23 protein-coding genes and 1 tRNA gene are annotated in these 24,152 nt (G+C 67.2%); 19 read left to right on the top strand and 5 right to left on the bottom strand.

Features of this window, described 5'->3' with window-relative positions:
* The first annotated feature begins 28 nt into the window (after positions 1 to 28).
* The 8 genes from ACQR13_RS05005 to draG all read left to right on the top strand — a co-directional run bounded on the left by ACQR13_RS05005 (position 29) and on the right by draG (position 9,049).
* Positions 29 to 1,132, top strand: a complete 1,104-nt coding sequence (locus ACQR13_RS05005; protein WP_315715401.1) for an ATP-binding protein — start codon at positions 29 to 31, stop codon at positions 1,130 to 1,132.
* 1 nt (position 1,133) lies between these two features.
* Complete coding sequence (locus ACQR13_RS05000; RefSeq protein ID WP_315715400.1) at positions 1,134 to 3,515, top strand: DUF5682 family protein; 2,382 nt, start codon at positions 1,134 to 1,136, stop codon at positions 3,513 to 3,515.
* Positions 3,512 to 4,702, top strand: a complete 1,191-nt coding sequence (locus ACQR13_RS04995) for a vWA domain-containing protein (protein ID WP_315715399.1) — start codon at positions 3,512 to 3,514, stop codon at positions 4,700 to 4,702. The genes ACQR13_RS05000 and ACQR13_RS04995 overlap by 4 nt, the downstream gene beginning before the upstream one ends.
* Positions 4,703 to 5,785, top strand: coding sequence for a M48 family metalloprotease (locus ACQR13_RS04990; protein ID WP_434862618.1), 1,083 nt, complete (start codon positions 4,703 to 4,705; stop codon positions 5,783 to 5,785).
* A 93-nt stretch (positions 5,786 to 5,878) separates the two neighbouring features.
* Positions 5,879 to 6,433 (top strand): glycine-rich domain-containing protein, encoded by a 555-nt coding sequence (locus tag ACQR13_RS04985; RefSeq protein ID WP_434862617.1) that lies wholly within the window; start codon positions 5,879 to 5,881, stop codon positions 6,431 to 6,433.
* A gap of 2 nt (positions 6,434 to 6,435) precedes the next feature.
* Complete coding sequence (locus ACQR13_RS04980; RefSeq protein WP_315715396.1) at positions 6,436 to 7,257, top strand: TIGR04222 domain-containing membrane protein; 822 nt, start codon at positions 6,436 to 6,438, stop codon at positions 7,255 to 7,257.
* A gap of 64 nt (positions 7,258 to 7,321) precedes the next feature.
* A complete protein-coding gene (locus tag ACQR13_RS04975; RefSeq protein ID WP_315715438.1) occupies positions 7,322 to 8,146 on the top strand; it encodes an NAD(+)--dinitrogen-reductase ADP-D-ribosyltransferase in 825 nt (274 codons plus the stop codon).
* Positions 8,147 to 8,158: 12 nt separating this feature from the next.
* On the top strand, positions 8,159 to 9,049 hold the full coding sequence (gene draG, locus ACQR13_RS04970) for an ADP-ribosyl-[dinitrogen reductase] hydrolase (protein ID WP_434862616.1): 891 nt from the start codon (positions 8,159 to 8,161) through the stop codon (positions 9,047 to 9,049).
* An 87-nt stretch (positions 9,050 to 9,136) separates the two neighbouring features.
* Here draG and hisC read toward each other — a convergent pair whose 3' ends face one another.
* The 3 genes from hisC to ACQR13_RS04955 all read right to left on the bottom strand — a co-directional run bounded on the left by hisC (position 9,137) and on the right by ACQR13_RS04955 (position 12,121).
* Complete coding sequence (hisC, locus tag ACQR13_RS04965; RefSeq protein WP_434862615.1) at positions 9,137 to 10,204, bottom strand: histidinol-phosphate transaminase; 1,068 nt, start codon at positions 10,202 to 10,204, stop codon at positions 9,137 to 9,139.
* Positions 10,205 to 10,297: 93 nt separating this feature from the next.
* A tRNA-Arg gene (locus tag ACQR13_RS04960) sits at positions 10,298 to 10,374 on the bottom strand.
* Positions 10,375 to 10,645: 271 nt separating this feature from the next.
* The gene (locus ACQR13_RS04955) at positions 10,646 to 12,121 is read right to left on the bottom strand and encodes a sensor histidine kinase (protein ID WP_434862614.1); all 1,476 of its coding nucleotides are present in this window, start codon (positions 12,119 to 12,121) and stop codon (positions 10,646 to 10,648) included.
* Positions 12,122 to 12,622: 501 nt separating this feature from the next.
* Between ACQR13_RS04955 and rpmH the strand changes: the two genes are divergently transcribed.
* The 11 genes from rpmH to dapE all read left to right on the top strand — a co-directional run bounded on the left by rpmH (position 12,623) and on the right by dapE (position 22,272).
* A complete protein-coding gene (rpmH, locus tag ACQR13_RS04950; RefSeq protein ID WP_006609582.1) occupies positions 12,623 to 12,757 on the top strand; it encodes a 50S ribosomal protein L34 in 135 nt (44 codons plus the stop codon).
* A gap of 31 nt (positions 12,758 to 12,788) precedes the next feature.
* A complete protein-coding gene (rnpA, locus tag ACQR13_RS04945; protein WP_315715363.1) occupies positions 12,789 to 13,199 on the top strand; it encodes a ribonuclease P protein component in 411 nt (136 codons plus the stop codon).
* 22 nt (positions 13,200 to 13,221) lie between these two features.
* Positions 13,222 to 15,087 carry a membrane protein insertase YidC gene (gene yidC, locus ACQR13_RS04940; protein ID WP_315715362.1) on the top strand — a complete coding sequence of 622 codons (1,866 nt, stop codon included), beginning with the start codon at positions 13,222 to 13,224 and terminating at the stop codon, positions 15,085 to 15,087.
* Between the two features lie 145 nt (positions 15,088 to 15,232).
* Entirely contained in the window at positions 15,233 to 15,892 is a 660-nt protein-coding gene (yihA, locus tag ACQR13_RS04935) for a ribosome biogenesis GTP-binding protein YihA/YsxC (protein WP_316192257.1), read from the top strand.
* Positions 15,889 to 16,260 carry a DUF423 domain-containing protein gene (locus ACQR13_RS04930; protein ID WP_315752203.1) on the top strand — a complete coding sequence of 124 codons (372 nt, stop codon included), beginning with the start codon at positions 15,889 to 15,891 and terminating at the stop codon, positions 16,258 to 16,260. Before yihA ends, ACQR13_RS04930 begins: the two co-directional genes overlap by 4 nt.
* Positions 16,261 to 16,335: 75 nt before the next feature.
* Positions 16,336 to 17,232 carry an acetylglutamate kinase gene (argB, locus tag ACQR13_RS04925; protein ID WP_012047096.1) on the top strand — a complete coding sequence of 299 codons (897 nt, stop codon included), beginning with the start codon at positions 16,336 to 16,338 and terminating at the stop codon, positions 17,230 to 17,232.
* Positions 17,233 to 17,342: 110 nt separating this feature from the next.
* On the top strand, positions 17,343 to 18,407 hold the full coding sequence (locus ACQR13_RS04920; RefSeq protein WP_316192256.1) for a DUF1036 domain-containing protein: 1,065 nt from the start codon (positions 17,343 to 17,345) through the stop codon (positions 18,405 to 18,407).
* A gap of 220 nt (positions 18,408 to 18,627) precedes the next feature.
* Positions 18,628 to 19,320 (top strand): pyrimidine 5'-nucleotidase, encoded by a 693-nt coding sequence (locus tag ACQR13_RS04915; RefSeq protein ID WP_316192255.1) that lies wholly within the window; start codon positions 18,628 to 18,630, stop codon positions 19,318 to 19,320.
* A 215-nt stretch (positions 19,321 to 19,535) separates the two neighbouring features.
* Positions 19,536 to 20,381, top strand: a complete 846-nt coding sequence (gene dapD, locus ACQR13_RS04910) for a 2,3,4,5-tetrahydropyridine-2,6-dicarboxylate N-succinyltransferase (protein ID WP_015669883.1) — start codon at positions 19,536 to 19,538, stop codon at positions 20,379 to 20,381.
* A gap of 68 nt (positions 20,382 to 20,449) precedes the next feature.
* Positions 20,450 to 21,100, top strand: coding sequence for a DUF805 domain-containing protein (locus tag ACQR13_RS04905; protein WP_316167274.1), 651 nt, complete (start codon positions 20,450 to 20,452; stop codon positions 21,098 to 21,100).
* Positions 21,101 to 21,117: 17 nt separating this feature from the next.
* The gene (dapE, locus tag ACQR13_RS04900) at positions 21,118 to 22,272 is read left to right on the top strand and encodes a succinyl-diaminopimelate desuccinylase (protein ID WP_315825868.1); all 1,155 of its coding nucleotides are present in this window, start codon (positions 21,118 to 21,120) and stop codon (positions 22,270 to 22,272) included.
* A gap of 83 nt (positions 22,273 to 22,355) precedes the next feature.
* Here the strand turns inward: dapE and truA are convergent, their stop codons facing one another.
* Both truA and fmt read right to left on the bottom strand, forming a co-directional pair.
* Entirely contained in the window at positions 22,356 to 23,093 is a 738-nt protein-coding gene (gene truA, locus ACQR13_RS04895) for a tRNA pseudouridine(38-40) synthase TruA (protein WP_434862613.1), read from the bottom strand.
* A 120-nt stretch (positions 23,094 to 23,213) separates the two neighbouring features.
* Positions 23,214 to 24,149 carry a methionyl-tRNA formyltransferase gene (gene fmt / locus ACQR13_RS04890; protein WP_316227020.1) on the bottom strand — a complete coding sequence of 312 codons (936 nt, stop codon included), beginning with the start codon at positions 24,147 to 24,149 and terminating at the stop codon, positions 23,214 to 23,216.
* Between the last annotated feature and the right edge of the window lie 3 nt (positions 24,150 to 24,152).

Below are 24,152 nucleotides of genomic sequence, written 5' to 3'. Positions count from 1 at the left end.
GCACCATCAAACAGTCCGGAGCACGCCCATGACAAACGCTGATGCGAGCCCAAGCGACGGCCAGCTGCGCCGCTCCGCGGAAGCATTGCATGCCCACGAGCTCGAGGCGCTGGCGCAGGAGGACACGCGGGCGCGGCCGGCGCAATGGCGGCTGTCGCCACAGGCGGTCGTGACCTATCTGATGGGCGGCCGCACCAAATCGGGCGTCGAGATCACGCCGAAATATATCGGCAACCGCCGGCTGATCGAGACCGCGGTGGCGACGCTCGCGACCGACCGCGCGCTGCTGATCCTCGGCGTGCCCGGCACGGCGAAGTCGTGGGTCTCCGAACATCTCGCCGCCGCGATCTCCGGCTCGTCCGAGCTGATCGTGCAATGCACGGCCGGCACCGACGAGAACCAGATCCGCTACGGCTGGAACTACGCGCTGCTGCTCGCCAAGGGCCCCTCGCGCGAGGCCATGGTGGCGACGCCCTTGATGCGCGCGATGGAAGCGGGGCGGATCGTACGCTTCGAGGAGCTGACCCGCATGCCGTCGGACGTGCAGGACACGCTGATCACGGTGCTGTCGGAGAAGCTGATGCCGATCGCGGAGATCAACGACGCCGTTCACGCCCGGCGCGGCTTCAACATGATCGCGACGGCGAATGCGCGCGACAAGGGCGTCAACGAATTGTCCTCGGCGCTGAAGCGGCGCTTCAACGTCGTGGTGCTGCCGCTGCCGGCCGACCTCGATGAGGAGGTGAGGATCGTCACCAAGCGCGTCGGCGAAATCGGCGGCGGCCTCGAGCTGCCGAAGATCGCGCCGGCCGACCAGGAGATCATGCGCATCGTCACGGTGTTCCGCGAGCTGCGCGACGGCCAGACGCTCGACGGCCGGCTCAAGCTGAAGTCGCCGTCGGGCTCGCTGTCGACGGCGGAGGCCATCGCGGTGACCATCGGCGCCTGGGCGGAAGCCGGCCATTTCGGCTCCGGCGTGATCGATGCGCAGAGCATGGCGGCGAACCTCGTCGGCGCCATCGTCAAGGATCCGGTGCAGGACAAGGTCGTGCTGCAGGAATATCTCGAGACGGTGGTGCGCGACCGCAAGCCGTGGGCCGATCTGTACGGCGCGATCCGCGACGTGATCTGACATGGCCGCGCCGCAGCACGATCGCCTGCATCTGCTCGGCATCCGGCATCACGGGCCGGGATCGGCGCGCGCCGTGCTATCAGCGCTCGACGCGGCCGATCCGGCCGTGGTGCTGATCGAAGGACCGCCGGATGCCGATGAGCTGATCGCGTTCGCCGCCTCGCCCGCGATGGTGCCGCCGATCGCGCTGCTGGTCCACGCCCAGGACGATGCCGCCAATGCGAGCTTCTTTCCGTTCGCGCTGTTCTCGCCCGAATGGCAGGCGATCCGCTGGGCGCTGGCGAGGGGACGGCCGGTCCGCTTCATCGACCTGCCGGCGTCGTACCGCCTCGCCGAGCGGGCCAAGCCGAAGCAGCCGGAGGGCAATGAAAGCGAGGCCGCGCCGGAGGACACTCGTGCGCCTGCGCCAGATGAGCCGGACACGGTCGATCCTGAGCTGGCGCAGATCCGGCGCGATCCGCTGGCCTATCTCGCCACCCTTGCCGGCTATGACGACAGCGAGTCCTGGTGGAATGCGATCGTCGAACAGGGGGCGCATGGGCCGGAGATCTTTGCCGCGCTGGAAGCCGCGATCGCGGCGTTGCGCGAGAAGATCGATCCGCTGCCCTACCAGCCTGCCGATGAAGCCCAGCGCGAGCTGCGCCGCGAAGCGCATATGCGCCTGGAAATCGCGGCGGCGCTCGGCGAGCAGGACGGGGCCGTCGCCGTCATCTGCGGCGCCTGGCACGTGCCGGCGCTGCGGCGGAAAGTGGCGCTGAAGGACGATCGCGCGCTGCTGAAGGGGCTGCCGCAGGTCAAGGTCACCGCCACCTGGGTGCCGTGGACGGAGACGCGCCTCGCCGCCGCGTCCGGCTATGGCGCCGGCGTAATTTCGCCGGGCTGGTACGCGCATCTGTGGCAGGGACTGCAGCACGGCCAGGCCGCCGCGCTCGACGCCACCGGCTTCACGACCCGCTGGCAGGCCCGTGTCGCGGAGCTGCTGCGGCGGAACGGGCGGCCGGCATCGACGGCATCTGTCATCGAGGCGTCCCGGCTCGCGATCACGCTGGCCGCGTTGCGCGACGTCGCTTTGCCGGGATTGGCCGAGATGCGCGAGGCGAGCCTTGCGACGCTCTGCGAGGGCGAGACGGCGCCGTTCCGCCTGATCGAGCAGCAGCTCATCATCGGGCAACGTGTCGGCGAGATCGACGACAGCGTGCCGCAGATGCCGCTCGCCGCCGATCTCGCGCGCTGGCAGCGCAAGCTGAAGCTGAAGCCCGAGGCTCTCGACACCGACATCGCGCTCGACCTGCGCAGCGAGGCCGGGCTTGCCAAGTCGCAGCTCCTGCACCGGCTGGGCCTGATCCAGGTGCCGTGGGGACGGTTGCAGGGATCGGGACAGAGCCGCGGCACCTTTCGCGAGAACTGGCGCCTGCGCTGGGAGCCGGAATTCTCGGTGCGTCTCGTCGAGGCGCTGGTGCACGGCACCACCGTCGCGCAGGCTGCGGGCAATGCCGCCGTCACCAACGCACAGGCGGCGACCTCGTTGAACACCGTCGCGGCCATCGTGCGCGGCTGTCTCGAAGCGGGTCTGAGCGAGGCGGCCGAGACGACGATCGCGCTGCTGCAGCAACGCTCGGCCGCGACAAGCGATGTTGCCGATCTCACCGAGGCCGTGCCGCCGCTCGCCGAAATCCTGCGCTACGGCACCGCACGGGCGCTGCCGACCGAGACGCTGCGCCTGCTGGTGACCAGCCTCGTCGAGGCGATCTGTGCCGGCCTCGTCTATGCCTGCCGCAGCCTGCAGGCCGACGTCGCCGCCGATCTCCGCGGCAGGCTGGCGCGGCTCGACGTCGCGATCGGACTGATCGAGGATCGCGGCCTGCGCGACGGCTGGAGCCGCGCGCTGTTGCACGTCGCCGCCGATGCGGCGGCGCATCCGCTGTTGAAGGGCCTGGCGAACCGCGTGCTGTACGATCAGGGCATCGTGTCACCGGAGCAGACCGCGCTGGCGCTGTCGCGCGCGCTGTCCCACAGCGTGCCGACGCTGGAGGCCGGCGACTGGCTCGACGGATTTCTCGGCCAGAGCGGCCAGGTGCTGCTGCACGACCAGATGCTGCGCCGGATCATCGACGGCTGGCTGGCTGCGATCGACGACGAGGCGTTCAACAACCTGCTGCCGGTGATGCGCCGTGCCTTCGCGAGCTTCGACCGCAACGAGCGGCGGCGCCTGCTGGACGAACTGGCCAGGCAGCGGCCGCTGGCCGTCGGCTCCACCTCCGACGCCAGCCCGCTGCTGCCGCCCGCGCCGCTGCCGGCCACCGCCGCCGGCTTCGACGCGGCCGTGCCCTTGCTGCTGACCATCCTCGGCGCCGACCGGCCGATCAAGGAGGCCAATCGATGAGCGACGACGCTGATGCCGAGCGCAACCGCCGCTGGCGCCTCGTGCTTGGCGGCGACGACCAGGCCGGCCTGTCCGATCGCGATCGGCGCCTCGATGCGGCGCTGGCCGGACTCTATGACGCCGGCTCCGGCGGCAAGCGCGGCGGCGGCCGACGCGGCGGTCTCGGCGGCTCGGCGCCGCGCGTCGCGAGCTGGCTCGGCGACATCAGGGAGTTCTTTCCGGCACCGGTCGTGCAGGTGATCCAGAAGGACGCTTTCGAGCGGCTCGGCCTGAAGGAGATGCTGCTGCAGCCTGAGTTTCTCGCAGCCCTCGAAGCCGACGTGCATCTCGTCGCCGACCTCATGGCGCTGCGCTCGGTGATGCCGGAGAAGACCAAGTCGACGGCGCGCCAAGTCGTCGCCAAGGTCGTCAAGGAGCTGATGGAAAAGCTCGATGCCCGCACCACCGAGACGATCCGCGGTGCGGTCGACCGCCGCCGCCGCACCCGCCGACCGCGCGCCGGCGACATCGACTGGCCGCGCACGATCGGCAAGAACCTGCGCCACTGGCAGGCCGAGCATCGCACCATCGTGCCGGAGACATTGATCGGGCACGCGCGCGCCGCGCGCCGGACCAATCTTGAGGAGGTGATCCTGTGCGTCGACCAGTCGGGCTCGATGGGCACCTCCGTCGTCTACTCCTCGATCTTCGCCGCGGTGCTGGCCTCGATCCCGGCGATCGCGATGAAGCTCGTGGTGTTCGACACCAACATCATCGACCTCACCGAGGAGCTGGCCGATCCGGTCGAGGTGCTGTTCTCGGTGCAGCTCGGCGGCGGCACCGACATCAACCAGGCGCTGGCCTATTGCGAGCGCCTGGTGCGCGAGCCGGCGCGCACGCACATGGTGCTGATCAGCGACCTCATCGAGGGCGGCATCGCCGAGCAGATGCTGGCCCGCGCCAGGGCGCTGGTGTCGTCGGGCGTCAACCTGATCGTGCTGCTCGCGCTCAACGACGACGGCCGCCCGGCCTACGACGCCAAGCACGCCGCGATCCTGGCCGCGCTCGGCTGTCCGGTGTTCGCCTGCACGCCGCATCAGTTTCCGGAGTTGATGGCAACCGCGCTGAAGCGCCAGGACATCTGGTCGTGGGCCGCAGCACAGGACATCAAGCTGGTGCGGCCGGAGGACGGCGTACCGGGCGTGTGAATGAAGCGTCTCGTTCTGTCATGCATCCTGCTGCTCGGGCGCTACGCTGTTCTGCCGGTCGTCGCGCTGGCCGCCGGATTGCTGTTCATCTGGCTGATCACGCTGGACGACTACACGAGAATTGCGCTCATCACCGCCCCCATCATGTTCTGCGTGGTCGCGGCCGCCGTCGCGCTGGCGCTCGGAATTCTTTTCGTGCCGGCCCGGCGCGAGCGGAGCAACGTCCTGGACGAAGCAATGGCGCCCGCGCTCTGGCGGATCTGGCAGGAGCTCGATCCAGCCTTCGCCAAGCCGGCGCGCACGCTGCGGTTCGACGCCGAGTTCAATGCGTCGATCAGCGAAGCGCGCGGCTATGCCGGCATCTTCCGCCAGCACGTCACGATGACCGTCGGACTGCCGCTGCTGATGATCCTCGACGAGCGGGCCATCCGCGCCACCATCGCCCACGAGGTTGCCCATGCCGAGCTGCGTCACATCACCGGCGCCGGCAATCTGTTCGACTTTCTGCGCGCCTGCGAGAACGTTCTGCATTATGCGAACCCCGATCGCACCATCACCGGCCGGATTGCAGCACGGCTGCTGCGTGCAGTGCTTGGATGGGTCAACAGGGAGTATCTCGCACTCTCACGTCAGAATGAGCTGGCCGCCGACCGGCGCGCGGCCGCGCTTTTGGGACCATCCGAGATGGCGCGATCGCTCGTGCTGATCGCCGGTGGCGTGGCGCGACTGCGCGAGCTGGTGTTCTCTCCCTTGGAGACCGACATGCTCGGCGCCATCAGCCTGCCGGCGACGCCGCTGCAGCGCATGTCGACCCATCTCGTCGACATCCGCGACCATGATGCGCTCACCGCTGCTGCGGCCAAGACGATCGAGGAGGAGTCCATGGAGGACCCGAACTCGACCCACCCGCCGCTCCGTGCGAGCCTTGCCAATCTCGGCTGTGCCACGCTCCCCGCAGTCGATCCGATCGAGGCCCCGGCCATCGAGCGACTGCTCTCACCGGATGCGGCGCGCGACCTTTCGGCCCAGCTCGACGCCGAGTGGCGCAAATTGGCACAGACCAGGGTCCGTCTTGGAGGCTGATATTCAGCACACCTGCCGGCGACGCCTGCCCCCGTGGAACTCGGCGCGCATCTATGCTAAGGTGCTGCCGTGCACGATCTCCGGGAGCCTTCGGTGCGACGCGCGCAGGTCAAGGTCGATGTCCAGGCCGACGAGCCGGACTGGGCACCTGCGCGACAGGACTTATGGCAGCGCATTGCCGCGCATGATTTCGAGCCGGATACGCCGTTCAACTTCACCCAGCGGTTGGCGCGCGACCATGGCTGGAGCCTCGATGAGGCCCGGGCCGCGATCGAGGCCTATCGCCGCTTCTGCTTTCTCGCGATGGTTTCGCCGACGCCGGTGACGCCCAGCGAGGTGGTTGACGAGGTCTGGCACCAGCATCTGATCTATTCGCGCGACTATTGGGTGATCTGGTGCGGCGAACGGCTCCAGGCCCCGCTGCATCATGATCCGACGCCCGGCGGACCGCATGCGCAGATGACCTACCGCCGGCAATATGCCGAGACGCTGGCACTGCATGAACGCTTCTTCGGTCCGCCCAGCACCGATCTGTGGCCTGCGACACACATCCGCTTCGCCGGACCGCGCTATCACGTCACCGACCTCACCCGTTGGCTCATTCTGCCCCGGCCCCGCGCATGGCTGCGGCGGCTGTTCAGGAGATGAATATGGCGCTCAATCCGTTCGACTGGACGGCCGGCCCATTCCTACTCGTCTACATCGTTCTCGGCGCCATCATTTTCCTCAAGGCCTTCGCCCTACGCGGCACGATCGGCCCGGCCGCGGCCAAGCCCCAGCCGCCTTTGAACGAGCTCGAGCTGGCCTATCTCGCCGGCGGCGCGCCACGTTTCGGCGATACCGTGCTGCTCGGCTTCGCTGCGAACGGCGCAGCAACCTTCACCGCCCGCGATCACAAGATAACAGTGACTGATCAGACGGCGCTGGCGGCGCTGATGGACCGTCCGCCGCGGCTTGCATTCCGCCCGGAGATGACACGGCAGGAATTCCAGCAGGCGCTTGCGCCACTTACGGCGCGCATTCAGGCGCGGCTGGAGGCTCTCGGCTATGCACCGACCGACAGCCAGATGGTGGCATTCCGCAAGACCGTGTTGCCGTTCGTCGGCGCGCTCATCCTGTTCGGACTGATCAAGGTCCTCGTCGGCGCTTCGCGGCAACACGACGTAGGCTTTCTAATACTACTACTCGGTCTTACGGCGCTGGGCGCGGCGATGATCGCAAAGGCGCCCTCCCGCACATACGCCGGCAACGAGGTGCTGCGGAGCTATCAGGCGACCCATGCGCGCGCAGCCCGCGCCCCGCGCGAGCATGAATTGCTACTGGCCGTCGCACTGACCGGCGCGGCGGTGCTGTCCGGCACCGCCTACGCTTCGGTGCTGGCAACATCCAAGGCGCTGAGCAGCAGTGGCGGTGGTTGCGGCGGTGGCGGTTGCGGAGGTGGTGGTGGCGGCGGCTGCGGCGGCTGCAGCTGACAATCAATCGCTCTTCGCCGGTGTCACCGCCGTAGGCTTTCCTGTTCGCATCCGACGCGGCATCATGCGCGTCATGAACGACGAAGCACGGCGCGGCATCGGCCATTCGACCAATCTCGTGGGACGTCCCTCGGAATGGCTGGCGAGCTGCGCCTTCAACGACAGCGCGGTGCCGCTGCACATCTGGGGCGTCACCGAGATGAACCCCAGCCTGTTCACGATGCTCGCGCAGGCGGAGCATCTCAACGAGGCCGGCCAGGCCTTCTCGACCTACATGATGGCGATGTTCGGCCTCGATCCCGAGCAACGCGCCGCGACGTCCGGCGGCCAGCGGCGTTTCCGCTCGTCCTTCCTGCGGCTGATCCAGGGCTGGGGCTTCGACAGCAACGGCCCGGAGGGCGCCGTGCTCAAGGGCTGGGTCGAGAGCCGGTTCGGCCTCGGTCCGTCCTACCACAAGGAGATCATCGAACGCGTGGCAAGCCGGGCCTGGACGACCTATGTCCAGGAGAAGATGTCGAGCCGCTTCCACAACAATGCGATCTGGGTGCAGCTCGATCTGCTGTTCGAATTCTGCCAATGGGCGATCCGCCGCTTCGCCTTTCCAGGCGAGACGCATCTGACGCTGCATCGCGGCGTCAATTCGTTCGACGAGCATTGGATCGTGGCGCGAACAACGCGGCGCGAGGCGGTGGTCCGGCTCAACAACCTCGTCTCGTTCTCCTCCGACCGCGACACTGCGGGCTGCTTCGGCGACATGATCCTCACCGCGAGGATTCCCGTCAGCAAGATCGTGTTCTTCAACGGCCTGCTGTCGTCACATGCGCTGAAGGGCGAAGGCGAATACCTCGTGATCGGCGGCGACTACCGCGTGAGCGTCGACTATGTGTGAGCGGATCGCAGCATGACCGCACCCGATGTCGAGGAACGCGCGCTCGCGGCCTATCTCGGCTTTGCCATCGGCGACGCGCTCGGCGCCACCGTCGAGTTCATGACCCGAGGCGAGATCGTCGCGCAATACGGCGTGCATCGCGACATCATCGGCGGCGGCTGGCTCAAGCTCAGGCCGGGGGAGGTCACCGACGACACCGAGATGTCGCTGGCGCTGGGACGCTCGCTGATCCGCAAGCGCGGCTTCGACGCGCGCGACGTCTGCGAGGAGTTTGCCGCCTGGCTCCGGACCGGGCCGGCCGATGTCGGCAACACCTGCCGCCGCGGCATCCGCCGCTACGTCGTGCACGGCACGGTCGAAGGCGTCTACGCCGAAGGCGACGCCGGCAATGGCGCGGCGATGCGCGTGCTGCCGGTGGCGCTCGCGACGTTGGAAGCACCGGACAACGCCGAGACCTGGACGCTGGCGCAGGCACGCGCCACGCACCATCATCCGCTGTCGGACGACGCCTGCATCGCGCTGGTGCGCATGACTCACGCCTTGCTGCTGGGTGAGGGCCAGGACGCCGTCCGCCGCGAAGCCGATGCTCTGATCGGCAAGCACCGCGCCTTCAGCTTCGTCCCCTATCCGGGGCAGAGCTCGGCCTTCGTCGTCGACACCATGCAGACCGTGCTGCACCACTATCTTGCCGCCAACTCGTTCGCCGAATGCCTCGTGCAGACCGTCAACCAGGGCGGCGATGCCGACACGACGGGTGCGCTCGCGGGCATGCTGGCCGGCGCCACCCATGGGCTGGCGGCGATTCCTGCGCGCTGGCGCGACAGGCTCGACCGCGACGTGGCGGCGGACATTGAGGTGCAGGTGCCGCGGCTCTTGGCGATTGCGCGCGCGATTCGGGCCTGATGTCTTGGAGCAATGGCATCCAGACGTCGCAGAGTGTGCCGGCTGTGGCGGATCGGCTCCGACCGATCGTCGTCTCAGCCACGGCCCTCAACCATTCTGCGCCAACACCTCGCGCAGCGCGTCCGTCAGCCGCGCGAGCTCCGTCTCCGAGCCGATGGTGATACGCAGATAGTCCACGATCCGCGGGGCGATGAAATGGCGGACGAGCACGGCGCGCTGGCGCAAGGCTGCGGACAGCGCCTGGCCGGAATGGCCCGGATGCCGGGCGAAGACGAAGTTGGCGCTGGACGGCAGCACCTCGAAGCCGAGACGAACCAGCGCGGCGGTGAGGTCCGCACGGTTCTTCATGATGACCGAGCGCGCCTGCTGGAAATGGGCGTCGTCCTCGATCGAGGCGATCGCGCCGGCCTGGGCGGGGCGGCCGAGCGGGTAGGAGTTGAAGCTGTCCTTGACCCGCGTCAGGCCTTCGATCAGCGCGGCGTCGCCGATCGCGTAGCCGACGCGGAGTCCTGCGAGCGCGCGCGATTTCGACATCGTCTGCACTACCAGCAGGTTGGGATGCTCGGAGATCAAGGGGATCGCGGTCTCGGCGCCGAAATCGACATAGGCCTCGTCGATGACGACGGCCGCGTCGCTGCGGGCAGCAACCAGCCGTGCGATCTCGGCACGCGACAGCGCAATTCCGGTCGGTGCGTTCGGATTGGCGATGATCACCGGGCCGGGACGGCCGACATAATCGTCGATACGCACGCGCATCTCGGCATCGAGCGGAACGGTCGTGGAGTCGATTCCGAGCAGCCGGCAGTAGACCGGATAGAAGCTGTAGGTCACGTCAGGGAACAGAAGCGGCGCCGGCTGCTTCAGGAGCGCCGCGAAGGCATGCGCCAGCACCTCATCCGAACCGTTGCCGACGAACACCTGCTCGGGTGAGACCTTGTGATAGGCCGCGAGGGCCTCGCGCAGCCGCGTTGCCTGGGGATCGGGATAGAGACGCAAGGTGTCGGCCGCGGCGGCCCGTATGGCCCCGATCGCCTTCGGCGAGGGCCCGAACGGACTCTCATTGGTGTTGAGCTTGACCAGGCCCGGGATCTGCGGCTGCTCGCCGGGCACATAGGGCGACAGCCCATGAACGAACTCGGACCAGAAGCGACTCACGATTGTTCTCCTGCGCACCCGAGATCCGCCGATCGACGCATCGATCGGAAGCGATGGACGTGCGAACTGAACGTGGTGTGGATCATCGGCAAATGGCGCGCCCGGAACGATTCGAACGTCCGACCCTCAGATTCGTAGTCTGATGCTCTATCCAGCTGAGCTACGGGCGCGTTTTTCGCATTTGGCAGGCTCCAGGCCAGGGGCCGGATCCCGGAAGGCCGGAGCGGCAAACGCCGGCAGGCCTCGCGAAGGGCCCCTGACTAACGGCTCGGAGACCGCTTGGCAAGGCTGGAGCGGGACATTTTGCGACCATTTTTCCGCAGACGCGCCGGCGCGGTTCGGCATGGCCGGAGCGGACGGGCTTCGTTCCGACACGCCAGGAGTTCCGGGCTCGACGCCTGCGGCATCGCCCGCCGGAATGGCAGGTGAGGCCGATCGGGTTCAGGCGCTGGCGCGCTCGGTCCAGAAGGTCTGCAGCTCGACAGGACGGTCAGGGATCGTGATTCGGAAGGTCGCCCCCAGGGTCCCTTCGACCAGTTGGATGTCGCCATCATGGGCCCGGACCAATTCGGCCGCAATCGCAAGGCCCAGCCCCGAGCCGCCCGGACGACCGGCACCGCGGAAGGCCTCGAACAGGTGCTCCCGCACCTTCGCCGGGACACCGGGACCCGTGTCCGAGACCTCCAGGATCGCCACCCCGCCCTCGCGGCGGCCGGTGATGCGGATCTGGCGCACGCCGGCGTCCGCCGCGAGGCTGTCCAGGGCCTGGGCGGCATTGCGCACCAGGTTGAGCAGCACGCGGAACAGCTGGTCGGGGTCGGCATCGATCTTCAGCCCGCGCTCGATCGCCGCGATCCAGGTGATCGATGCATCCGGCGACAGGCCGGCGGTCTCTCGCACCTCGGCGACGACGGGCTCGACCACCACCATGCGGCGGTCCGGCGCCGGCTCCTGTACCTTGCCGTAGGACAGCGTCGACTGGCAGAACGCGATGGCGCGCTCCAGCGAGCGCATCAGCTTCGGCGCGAAGCGCTGCACCCGCGGATCGGGAACGCTGGCGAGCTGATCCGACAGCAGTTGCGACGAGGCCAGCAGGTTGCGGAGGTCATGGTTGATCTTGGACACGGCGAGGCCGAGCGCGGCGAGCCGGCTCTTTTGATGCAGCATCGAGACGAGGTCGCGCTGCATGTCGGCGAGCTCGCGCTCGGCGACGCCGATCTCGTCGGAACGCTGGCTCGGCACGATGATTCGCGCCACGCTCTCCGGATTTTCGTGGAAGCCGACGAGGCTCGCGGTGAGGCGCCGCATTGGCCGCACGAACAGGAAATGCAGAGCAAGATAGACCAGCGCCGCGGTCAGCACCGCCAGCAGCAGCGACACGCCGAGCAGATTGCGCGAGAAGCGATACATCGCCTTGCGCAACGGCTTCTCGTCGGTCACGACCTCGATGAACTGGGCGCGGCCCGGCGACGGCCCGATCACGCGCATGGTGTGATCGCCGGTCTCTGCCATCATCGTCAGCGAGTTCACGATCGACGACCACACCGTCATGTCGCGCATGTCGAAGTCGTGGTCGATCGAGGCGGGCAGGTCGGCGCTGGCGAGCAGGCGGCGCTGCTGGCCCATCTTGATGGCGACGCCGCGCGCGTTGATGGAGGTGAGGATCTGCCGCGCCAGCGAATCCGGCACCATGCCGGACGGCGCCGCATCAAGCACCAGCGCAGCGGTATTGGCGGCCGCCAGGCGATCGTTGAGCCGGTTGGTCCAGAAATTGGCGATCGCCGGCACGTAGATCAGCACCTCCGCGATCATCACCAGCGGAATGGTCAACAGCAGCAGCTTTCCAGACAAGCCGAGCCGGCGCGACCTTTTCGGTCGCAGGCGCTCCAGGATTGGCTGGTTGTCGCTCTCGGTCACGTATCGCCCTTGTAAGAGACACCCCCACCCTTACGGGACCGCAAGATGGGACTGCACCGGAGTCCGGTCAAATTACGGATCGCTCATGTTCCGGTTTCCAAATCGTTCATAATGGAACCCAGAACTGCACGACCTTTGACGTTTTCAACCCCGCCGTGCCGAGGCTATTCTTGCCCTCGTCTTGCGCCCAGGGTCTTGCGTTCTCGTCTTGCTTCGTCTCATTCGCCACGCCGACGCACGGCCGGTGACGAAGGTCTTTACGAGATCTTGGCGCCGTCGATCGCCTGCACCGCCTAGGACGCCTTGCCGCGATTGACGAAGGCGGGACGCTCCCTTATAAGCCGCGCCAACCGTCCGCGATGACCCGGCCCGCCCGGGAGCGGCTCGATTTCAGGGCCGGCAGCGGTCCATTTCGGGCCCGTAAACATCACCGGACATCAATCGACATTTCAAGCAGGCAAGTTGTCAACTGGCAAATTGCCCGTCAGCGGAGAACGACCCGTGAAGCGGACTTATCAACCCAGCAAACTGGTGCGCAAGCGCCGTCACGGCTTCCGCGCCCGCCTCGCCACCACCGGCGGCCGCAAGGTCCTTGCCGCGCGTCGCGCCCGGGGCCGCAAGCGTCTCAGCGCCTGAAGCCAGGGCGTCTGTCCCGGAGATTTCCATCATGGATCGGCTACGGCAGCGGGCGGACTTCCTCGCCGTTGCCGATGGCGTGCGGGCGAACAGCCCTGCCTTCGTCGTCCAGCGCCGGGAACGGCCGGACCGGGGCCCGGTCCGGATCGGCTTTACCGTCACCAAGAAGAATGGCACCGCCACGGAGCGTAATCGCATCCGTCGGCGGCTGCGCGAGCTTGTGAAACGGCTCGATCCCCTGTCGATGCGGCCGCACACTGACTACGTGCTGGTCGGCCGGCGGGATGCCTTGTCACGCGACTTCCAGACCATGCTCGCCGATCTCCAGGCGACGCTCCGCCGCCTCGACCGGCCGCAGGCCAAGCCGCAGCCGCGCAAGCCGTCGGATGCGGACAAGCCAAACGCTCCCGCACCGGACGCGCATTCCCGCAAACCGGATTGAACGACGAGACGATAAGAAAACGATGACCGACAATCGCAACACCATCCTCGCCGTCATTCTGTCCGGCCTCGTGCTGATCCTTTGGCAGGTCTTCTACAACGGACCGCAGATGGAGAAGCAGCGCGCGCAGGCCCAGATGCAGGCCGAGCTCGCCAAGAAGCAGGCGCCGGCAACGCAGCCTGACAGCGCCGCGCCGTCGGCCACCCCGCAGCCGGGTGCGGCCGCGACCGGCAGCCCGAGCGCGCCGGGCGGCGCCGTGACCAGCACCGGCGTGATGCCGCGCGACACCGCCATCGCCGCCACGCCCCGCGTCAAGATCGACACGCCGCGGCTGACCGGCAGCATCTCGCTCAAGGGTGCGCGTATCGACGATCTGGCCTTCGTGCAGTACCGCGAGACGGTCGATCCGAAATCGCCGGCGATCGTGCTGTTCTCCCCGTCCAACACCGCCGAGCCCTATTATGCCGAGTTCGGCTGGGTGAACGCCGCCGGCGCCAAGGTGCAGGTGCCCGACCAGAACACGGTCTGGCAGCAGGACGGCTCGAATGCGCTGACGCCGTCGACCCCGGTGAAGCTGACCACCACCAACGGCGACGGCCTGACTTTCCAGCGCACCATCAGCGTCGACGATCACTATCTCTTCACCATCAAGGACGACGTCACCAACGCCGGCAACGCACCGGTGACGCTGTATCCCTACGGCCTGATCTCGCGTCACGGCACGCCGCACGTGTCAGGCTATTACATCCTGCACGAAGGCCTGATCGGCTATCTCGGCGAGAAGGGCCTGCAGGAATTCACCTACAAGAAGATGGACGACGAGAAGGCGGCGAAGTTCGACGTCACCAATGGCTGGCTCGGCATCACCGACAAATACTGGGCGGCGGCGCTGCTGCCGATGACCGATGCGCGGCTGCAGGCGAACTATTCGTCGAAGCTGGTCGACAACCAGCACCGCTACCAGACCGACTATGTCGAGACCCCGCAGACCGTGCCGGCCGGCGGCTCGGCGTCGGTCTCCACCCGGCTGTTCGCCGGCGCCAAGGAAGCCGGCGTGGTCGGCATCAACTTCCCGATCGGCGGCCTCGGCGGCTACAATCAGAAGCTCGCGCTGAACCATTTCGATCTCCTGATCGACTGGGGCTGGTTCTACTTCCTGACCAAGCCGATGTTCCTGGCGCTCGACTTCTTCTTCCGCTTCTTCGGCAATTTCGGCGTCTCGATCCTGCTGGTGACGGTGCTGGTGAAGGCCCTGTTCTTCCCGCTGGCCAACAAGTCCTATGCCTCGATGGCCAAGATGAAGGCGATCCAGCCGCAGCTCCAGGCGCTGAAAGAGCGCTATCCGGACGACCGGATGAAGCAGCAGCAGGAGATGATGGAGATCTACAAGAAGGAGAAGATCAACCCAGTCGCCGGCTGTCTCCCGGTCGTGCTGCAGATCCCGGTGTTCTTCTCGCTCTACAAGGTTCTCTTCGTCACGATCGAGATGCGGCACGCGCCGTTCATCAGCTGGATCAAGGACCTCTCGGCGCCGGATCCGACAAACCTGTTTACGCTGTTCGGCCTGATCCCGTTCGATCCGACCCAGCTGCCGCTGTTCGGCCACTACCTCGCGCTCGGCATCTGGCCGATCATCATGGGCATCACGATGTGGTTCCAGATGAAGCTGAACCCGACGCCGCCCGACCCGACCCAGGCGATGATCTTCAACTGGATGCCGCTGATCTTCACCTTCATGCTCGCGGGCTTCCCGGCCGGCCTCGTGATCTACTGGGCCTGGAACAACACGCTTTCGGTGCTGCAGCAGGGCTTCATCATGCGCCGCAATGGCGTGAAGGTGGAGTTGTTCGACAACATCCGCGGCACGTTCAAAAAAAAAGCGGCGTGACGAGTAAGGCGGCGTGAGCCGCTGAAGCAACCAACCATCTACCGTCATGGCCGGGCTTGTCCCGGCCATCCACGTTTTGATATCCCGCGCAATGGGCGTGGATGCCCGGGTCAAGCCCGGGCATGACGAAGAGCGAGGCCTTGTCATGACCACCAGCCACGACACCGACGAGCGCCTGATCGAAAAAGGCCGCAAGCTGTTCGCCCAATCGTGGCGCTTCACCCATGCATCTCCCTCGATCGAAAGCCTGCCGCCGATGGGGGCGATCGAGGTCGCCTTCGCTGGCCGCTCCAATGTCGGCAAGTCCAGCCTGATCAACGCGCTGACCGGCCAGAACGCGCTCGCGCGCACCTCGCATACGCCGGGCCGCACCCAGGAGCTGATCTTCTTCGAGGGGCCCGAGCATGCGCCGCTGCGGCTGGTCGACATGCCCGGCTATGGATATGCCGCCGCGGCGAAGACCAAGGTCGCGTCCTGGACCGAGCTGATCCACAAATTCCTGCTCGGCCGCGCCTCGCTCGCCCGCGTCTATGTGCTGATCGATGCCCGTCATGGGCTGAAGGAAGTCGATCAGGAGATCCTCAAGACGCTGGACCGGTCCGCCGTCAGCTATCAGCTCGTCCTCACCAAGGCCGACCAGATCAAGCCGGCTGAGCTCGCAAGCCGGATCGCCGAGACCGAGGCCGCGCTCGCCAAGCATCCGGCGGCGTTTCCTCAGGTGCTGGCGACGTCGTCGCGATCCGGCACCGGCATGCCGGAGCTGCGTGCCGCCATGGTGCGGCTGCTGGAAGAGCGCAGCACATGATGACGCCGTGGCGAATCCTGGTCGCAATGGCCGGGCTGATGGGCGCCGCCGGCGTCGCGCTGGCGGCCAAGGCCGCGCACGAGCCCGACGCAGCGCGGCTCGCGACCGCCTCCACCATGCTGCTGTTCCACGCCTGCGCCCTGCTCGGCACCATCGCGCTGGCAGAGCGCGGCGTGGTTCATCGGCGCATCGGCCTGGTCACGGCGATCGGCTTCGTGCTCGGCCCGGCCCTGTTCGCCAGCGACCTCCTGATGCGGCAGTTCACCGGCGACCGGCTGTTTCCGTTCGCGGCGCCGATCGGCGGTAGCTTGCAGATCGCGAGCTGGCTCGCACTCGCGGTCTGCGCGCTGTGGCCGCGGCGGGCGTGATCCGGCGCTTTGCGCCGCGGGCGGCAATCGGCTAGAACGCGGCGCGACGCCCCCGACAGCCGAGACCTCCCAGACATGACCGACGCGACCACCATCAGCCCGCTCGATCAGGCCCGCATCCTGTCCGAAGCGCTCCCGCACATGCAGGAGTACGACGACGAAACCATCGTCATCAAATATGGCGGCCACGCCATGGGCGACGAGGACACCGCAAAAGCGTTCGCGCGCGACATCGTGCTGCTGGAGCAGACCGCGATCAATCCGGTGGTGGTGCATGGCGGCGGCCCGCAGATCGCGACCATGCTCAAGCGCCTCGGCATCGTCTCCGAATTCGCCGCCGGCCTGCGCATCACGGACGCGGCGACGATCGAGATCGTCGAGATGGTGCTGGCCGGCTCGATCAACAAGCAGCTGGTCGGCTACATCAACGAGGCCGGCGGCAAGGCCGTCGGGCTGTGCGGCAAGGACGGCAACATGGTGCGCGCGGTCAAGGCGACCCGCACCATGGTCGATCCCGACAGTCACATCGAGAAGGTGGTCGATCTCGGCTTCGTCGGCGAGCCGGACAAGGTCGATCTGACGCTGCTGAATCAGCTGATCGGCTACGAGCTGATCCCGATCCTCGCACCGCTGGCGACCTCGAAGGAAGGCCAGACCTTCAACGTGAACGCCGATACGTTCGCCGGGGCCGTGGCCGGTGCGCTGAAGGCCAAGCGCCTCCTGCTGCTCACCGACGTGCCCGGCGTGCTCGACAAGTCGAAGAAGCTGATTCCGGAATTGTCGGTGAAGGACGCACGCAAGCTGATCGCCGACGGCACCATCTCCGGCGGCATGATCCCGAAGGTCGAGACCTGCATCTACGCACTCGAACAGGGCGTGCAGGGCGTCGTCATCCTGGACGGCAAGGTGCAGCATGCCGTGCTGCTCGAGCTGTTCACCAACCAGGGCACGGGCACGCTGATCCACAAGTGAGCACTTCCCGCCAACTCTCTCCGTCATGGCCGGGCGAAAGCGCGGAGCGCGTCTTCGCAATGCAGACAGCCCGGCCATCCACGTTGTTCGGCGAGTTCGGAGCGAGAAACATGGATGCCCGGGTCAAGCCCGGGCATGACGATGGGGAGAGAGCGGGGCGTATCAAACCCTTCCGGACTCGCGCTCCGCTCAGCCTCACTGTGATCCTTCTGGCCTTGTTCGCCTCCCTCACCCCCGCCCGCGCCGACCTCAAGCTCTGCAACCGAATGAGCTACGTCGTCGAGGCCGCAATCGGCATCGACGAGAAGGCGGCAACCGCGACCCGCGGCTGGTTCCGGCTCGATCCGGCGACCTGCCGCGTGGTGCTGCAGGGGACGATGACCGCCGACCGCATTCTCCTGCATGCACGCGCGCTCAGCCTCTACGGCGCGTCGCCGCTCGCCGAGAACGGCAACGATCAGCTGTGCGTGGCGGCGGACAATTTCGTCATCGCCGCCGCCCGCCAGTGCCGCACCGGTCAGACGCCGGCGGCGTTCACGCAGGTGACGCCGAGCAAGGCCGACGACGGCACCCTGATCGCCTATCTCGCCGAGAGCGCCGAATATGACGACGAGCAGGCGCGGCTCGCCGGCATCCAGCGGCTGCTCGGCATCGCCGGCTATGACGCCTCGCCGATCGACGGCGTCGACGGGCCGAAGACGCAAGCCGCGCTCGCGGCGTTCCTGAAAAGCCGCGGGCTGTCATCCGACGTCGTGTCGCAGCCGAATTTCTTCGCGACCATGGTGGACGCGGTGCAGACGCCCTCACCCACCGGGCTGACCTGGTGCAACGACACCCCGCACAAGGTCATGGCGGCGGTCGGCACCGACGACGGCCGCACCGTGGTCAGCCGCGGCTGGTACCGCATCGATGCCGGCAAATGCCTGCATCCCGACATCACCGGGCAGCCGAAGAAGGTCTACAGCTTCGCCGAGGCGGTCGACGATGAGAACCGCACCATCAAACTGAAGAACAAGCCGCTGAACTGGGGCGGGCTGGTGCAGCTCTGCACCCGCGAGAACAAGTTCGAGACATCAGAGCAGGGCGACTGCCCGAGCCGCGGCTTCACCGCCACCGGATTCACCGCCGTCGACATCACCCGCGGCGGCAAGACGCTGCGCTTCGGGTTGCCGTGATGGGCATAGCGATGTTGCCCACGTTGCCACCACACCCACAGCTGTCATCCCGGCGAACGCCGGGATCCATAACCACCGGCCGAGGTTTGGGCCATCGGCATCAGCCATCATGCCGCAAGATAGCTTCCGCGGTATGGGTCCCGGCGTTCGCCGGGACGACAGCGGAATATGCCGCCCTAGCCGGGCATGATGACCGAAGGCAGGATGGACCGACGCCCACATGACAAAATCCCCTCGCGCCTTCGATCACGTCGACACCTGGGTGTTCGACCTCGACAACACGCTGTATCCGCATCACGTCAATCTGTGGCAGCAGGTCGATGCCAGGATCGGCGAGTTCGTCTCCAACTGGCTCAAGGTCGATGCGGAGGAGGCGCGCCGCATCCAGAAGGACTACTACCGCCGCTACGGCACCACGATGCGCGGCATGATGACCGAGCACGGCGTGCACGCCGACGACTTCCTCGCCTACGTGCACAAGATCGACCACTCGCCGCTGGAGCCGAACCCGGCGATGGGCGCGGCGATCGAGAAGCTGCCGGGGCGCAAGCTGATCCTGACCAACGGCTCGCTCGACCACGTCGACGCGGTGCTGGCGCGGCTCGGCATTGCCGCGCATTTCCACGGCGTATTCGACATCATCGCCGCCGAGTTGACGCCGAAGCCGGCGCGCGAGACCTATGACAAATTCCTCAAGCTCCATGACGTCGATCCTGCCAGGGCCACGATGTTCGAGGATCTCGCCCGCAATCTCGTCGTCCCGCACGACCTCGGCATGACGACCGTGCTGGTAGTGCCCGACGGCACCAAGGAGGTGGTGCGCGAGGACTGGGAGCTGGCGGGGCGCGACGATCCGCATGTCGATCATGTCACGGACGATCTGACCGGGTTCTTGCAGCGGCTGGTGGGGTGAAACCCGCCACGCATTGAGCTGTCATTCCGGGGCGATGCGAAGCATCGAACCCGGAATGACGGAGCATGATAAGCCGCACCTCCCGCGCGGACGGCCCCCGCCACCGATGCGTCCTTGACTCTCCGGGTCCAAATCCCGAAAAAGCCGCCCTGCCCACCATGCTCGTACACGGCCGTCCCCGGCTTTCTGCCCAGGGACCAAGCGAGGATCGACCGATGTCACTGTCCGCCCTGGAATCCACCATCAACAGCGCCTTCGATGCCCGTGATGGCGTCTCGACCACGACCAAGGGCGAGGTCCGCGACGCCGTGGAGAGCGCGCTCGAGCTGCTCGACAAGGGCGAGGCCCGGGTCGCTGAGCGCGGCACTGACGGCAAGTGGAGCGTCAACCAGTGGCTCAAGAAGGCCGTGCTGCTGTCGTTCCGCCTCAACGACATGAGCGTGATCCCCGGCGGCCCCGGCCAGGCGTCGTGGTGGGACAAGGTGCCGTCGAAGTTCGAGGGTTGGGGCGAGAACCGCTTTCGCGACGCCGGCTTCCGCGCCGTGCCCGGCGCGATCGTGCGCCGCTCGGCCTTCATCGCCAGGAACGTCGTGCTGATGCCGTCCTTCGTCAATCTCGGCGCCTATGTCGACGAGGCGACCATGGTCGACACCTGGTCGACGGTCGGCTCCTGCGCCCAGATCGGCAAGCGCGTGCACATCTCCGGCGGCGTCGGCATCGGCGGCGTGCTGGAGCCGCTGCAGGCCGGCCCCGTGATCATCGAGGATGACTGCTTCATCGGCGCGCGCTCGGAGGTTGCCGAGGGCGTGGTCGTCCGCAAGGGAGCGGTGCTGTCGATGGGCGTTTTCCTGGGCGCGTCGACCAAGATCGTCGACCGAGAGACGGGCGAGGTTTTCGTCGGCGAGGTGCCGGAATATGCCGTCGTGGTGCCGGGCGCGCTGCCGGGCAAGCCGATGAAGAACGGCCAGATCGGCCCGTCCACCGCCTGCGCCGTCATCGTCAAGCGCGTCGACGAGCGCACCCGCTCCAAGACCTCGATCAACGAGCTGTTGCGCGACTGATTGAACCGCGGCTGCGGCCGCAGCAACGAATCTCCGGGCCGGCCAAGCCATCGGTCCGGAGGACGTCCATGGACTGGACCTGGTTTCTGTTTCGCTTCCACGGCCGGATCAACCGCGCCAAGCTCTGGCTGTCGTTGCTGGTGGTGCTCTGCTGGATGGTCTTTGCCGCCGCGCTGGCGGCGGGCGCGAGCAGGCTGCTGGGCGGCCCGACGGCCTTCAGCTTCAATCTGACCGACATCTTCGCGGTCCTCGACCCGGACACCTTTCGCGGCCTGACCCGCGCCGATATCGTCCACGCCACCTTCCACGTCATCCTCACCCCCGTGTTCGTCTGGGTGTTTGCCGCAGGCGCCATCAAGCGGCTGCATGACCGCGACAGGAGCGGCTGGTGGACGGTTCCGTTCTTCGTCGTGCCCGGGCTGGTCAACCAGTACGCGGAGCGCATTCCCGGGACGGTCATTCCCGCGATCGTGGGCGGCGCTGGTGCGCTGCTCTCGCTGTGGGCCTTCATCGAATTGTACTGCCTTGCCGGCGATCCCTGGACCAATCGCTTCGGGCCCAATCCGTTGCCGAAGGTCCGATCCAGCGAACGCTCCCGCCAGCCAAGACCGCCCGCGCCCGCCTGGAACCAGCACAAGGAGCTGGAGTTCACCCCGCACGTTGCGAGCCCGCCGCGAGGGGAAGCGGCAATCGGCAGCACTAGCCCGCCGGCAAAATAGCATGTTAAGCGAAAGGCATGACCGATGCCCTCGCCATCACCCGCGACCTGATCCGCTGCCCCTCCGTGACCCCGGCCGATGCCGGCGCGCTCGGCGTGCTCGAGGCCCTGCTGAAGGACGCGGGCTTTACCACGCATCGCGTGACGTTCTCCGAAGCAGGCACCGCCGACATCGACAACCTCTATGCCCGCATCGGCACCGACGGGCCGCACATCACGTTCGCCGGCCACACCGATGTGGTGCCGCCCGGCGATGAAGCGGCGTGGAGCCTGCCGGCGTTCTCGGGCGAGGTGAAGGACGGCTACATCTATGGCCGTGGCGCCGTCGACATGAAGGGCGGCATCGCCTGCAGCGTCGCGGCTGCACTCGACTATCTGCGCGATCACAGCGGACAGCCGAAGGGCTCGATCTCGTTCCTGATCACCGGCGACGAGGAGGACGTCTCGATCAACGGCACCATCAAGCTGTTGAAGTGGGCGGCCGAGCGCGGCGAGCGGTTCGACCATTGCGTGCTCGGCGAGCCGTCCAATCAAGAGGTCATGGGCGACTGCATCAAGATCGGCCGCCGCGGCTCGCAGTCCGGCACCTTGATCGTCGAGGGCAAGCAGGGCCACGTCGCCTACCCGCACCGCGCCTCCAACCCGGTGCCGGACATCTCGCGCCTGATCGTGGCCTTGTCGGACGAACCGCTCGACAACGGCAGCGCGCAGTTCCAGCCGTCGAATCTCGAATTCACCACCGTCGATGTCGGCAACACCGCCAGCAACGTCATTCCCGGACTGGCGCGGGCGAAGTTCAACATCCGCTACAATGACTGCCATACGCAGGAGACGCTGCGCGCGCTGGTCGAGGAGCGGCTGACGAAGGCCTGCGGCAATCGCATCCGCGCCCGCATCGACTGGCTGCCGTCGAACTCCAACGTGTTCCTGACCAAGCCCGGACCGTTCACCGACCTCGCGGTTGCGGCGATCGAGAGCGTGACGGGCCGCAAGCCGGAGCTCTCGACCACCGGCGGCACCTCCGACGCGCGCTTCATCTCGAGCTACTGCCCGGTGATCGAGTTCGGCCTGGTCGGCCAGACCATGCACCAGATCGACGAGCGCGCCTCGGTCGCCGACATCGCCACCCTGACGAAGATCTATCGCGGCATTCTCGATCGCTACTTCGCGTGACCCCCTATCTGCGCATCATTGCGAGCGCAGCGAAGGAATCCAGGACGTCTCCGCGGCAGCGATATCGAGTGGAGCGGCCGCAATTAGTAGTCGACCTTCACGAGGTAAAGCCCTTCCGGCGGCGCGACGACGCCGCAGGCGGCGCGATTGCGCGCGGCGAGCGCGGCGGCGAGATCATCGGCGGTCCAGCGACCCTGCCCGACCCACACCAGTGAGCCGACCATCGAGCGGACCTGGCTATGCAGATAGGAGCGGGCGGAGGTGAGGATGGTGATCGCATCGCCGTCCCTCACGACGTCGAGCTGATCCAGCGTCTTCTCCGGCGATTTCGCCTGGCATTCGGTATCGCGGAACGTCGTGAAGTCGTGCTTGCCGATCAGCCGCTGCGCGGCTGCATGCATTGCATCGGAATCGAGCCGCTGCGGCACCCGCCAGACGCGACCGACCTCCAGCGCGAGGTTGGAGCGGCGATTGACGATCCGGTAACGGTAGTGCCGCCTGCGCGCGGAGAACCGCGCTTCGAAGGTGTCGGGCACGATCTCGGCGGCGAGCACCGCGACCGGGTTCGGCCTCAGATGCGAGTTGAGCGCGTCGCGCAGCTTGTCCGGGCGGAACTCCTTGGCGATGTCGCAATGCGCGACCTGGCCGGTGGCGTGGACGCCGGCGTCGGTGCGGCCTGAGCCGTGCACACGCGTGGGCACGCCGCAGGTCGCCTGCACCGCGGCTTCGAGCGCGCCCTGCACCGACGGCAAGGTCTCCTGCAGCTGCCAGCCGCAGAACGGCGCGCCGTCATATTCGATGGTGAGCTTGTAGCGGGGCATTCGGTCTATTGCTGCCGTCATCGCCCGCGCAGGCGGACGATCCAGTATTCGCCGACGTCTCGGCGCGACAATGCACGTCTCGGCGTACTGGATACCCCGCTTTCGCGGGGTATGACAGCGTTACGAAAAACGAGCACCGCGATTCAATGGGGTGCCGCGCAGGAAATCCGCGGCCTTCATCGGGCCCTTGCCGGCGCGCTGCAGCTCGGTGATGCGGATCGCGCCGTCGGCGCAGGCGATGGTGAGCTGCTCGTCGAGCACGGCGCCCGGCTCGCCCGCGCCGCTGGCGAGCGCGCAGCGCAGGAACTTCAAACGCACCGCCTCGCCATCGAGCGTGACCTCGCTCCAGGCGCCGGGGAACGGCGACAGGCCGTGGATGTGCCGCAGCACCGTATGCGCCGGCTTCGTCCAATCGATCCGCGCCTCCGCCTTCTCGATCTTGGCAGCGTAGGTGACGCCCTCCTCGGCCTGCTTCGTCAACGTCAGCCCGCCGCGCTCCAGCGCCGCCATCGCGCGCACCATCAGGTCGGCACCGATCCGCGAGAGGCGATCGTGCAGATCGGACGCCGTCATCGCGTCAGTGATGGGTAGACGCTCGGCCATCGCAACGTCGCCGGTGTCGAGACCGACATCCATCTTCATGACCATCACGCCGCTTTCAGCGTCCCCTGCCATGATGGCACGGTTGATCGGCGCGGCGCCGCGCCAGCGTGGCAGCAACGAGGCGTGGAGGTTGTAGCAGCCGAGTTTCGGTGCATCGAGAATCGCCTGCGGCAGGATCATGCCATAGGCGACGACAACGGCGGCATCGGCCTCATGGGCGCGGAACGCAGCCAGCGCGTCCTCGGTCTTCAGCGTCTTCGGCGTGAGCACGGGAATGCCGAGCCGGCGCGCCTCGGTCTCAATCGGCGTCGGCACCAGCGCCAGGCCGCGGCGGCCGCCGGGCTTCGGCGCGCGCGTATAGACCGCCGCGATCTCGTGGCCGTGGCCGGCGAGTTCGAGCAGGGTCGGCACGGCGAAATCCGGCGTGCCCATGAAGATCAGGCGAAGCGGCATCTG

This window comes from Bradyrhizobium sp. HKCCYLRH3059, assembly GCF_051168035.1.
Lineage (GTDB): Bacteria > Pseudomonadota > Alphaproteobacteria > Rhizobiales > Xanthobacteraceae > Bradyrhizobium.
The sequence above is the reverse complement of the archived record's forward strand: the minus strand, read 5'-3'. Positions and strand labels throughout refer to the sequence as shown.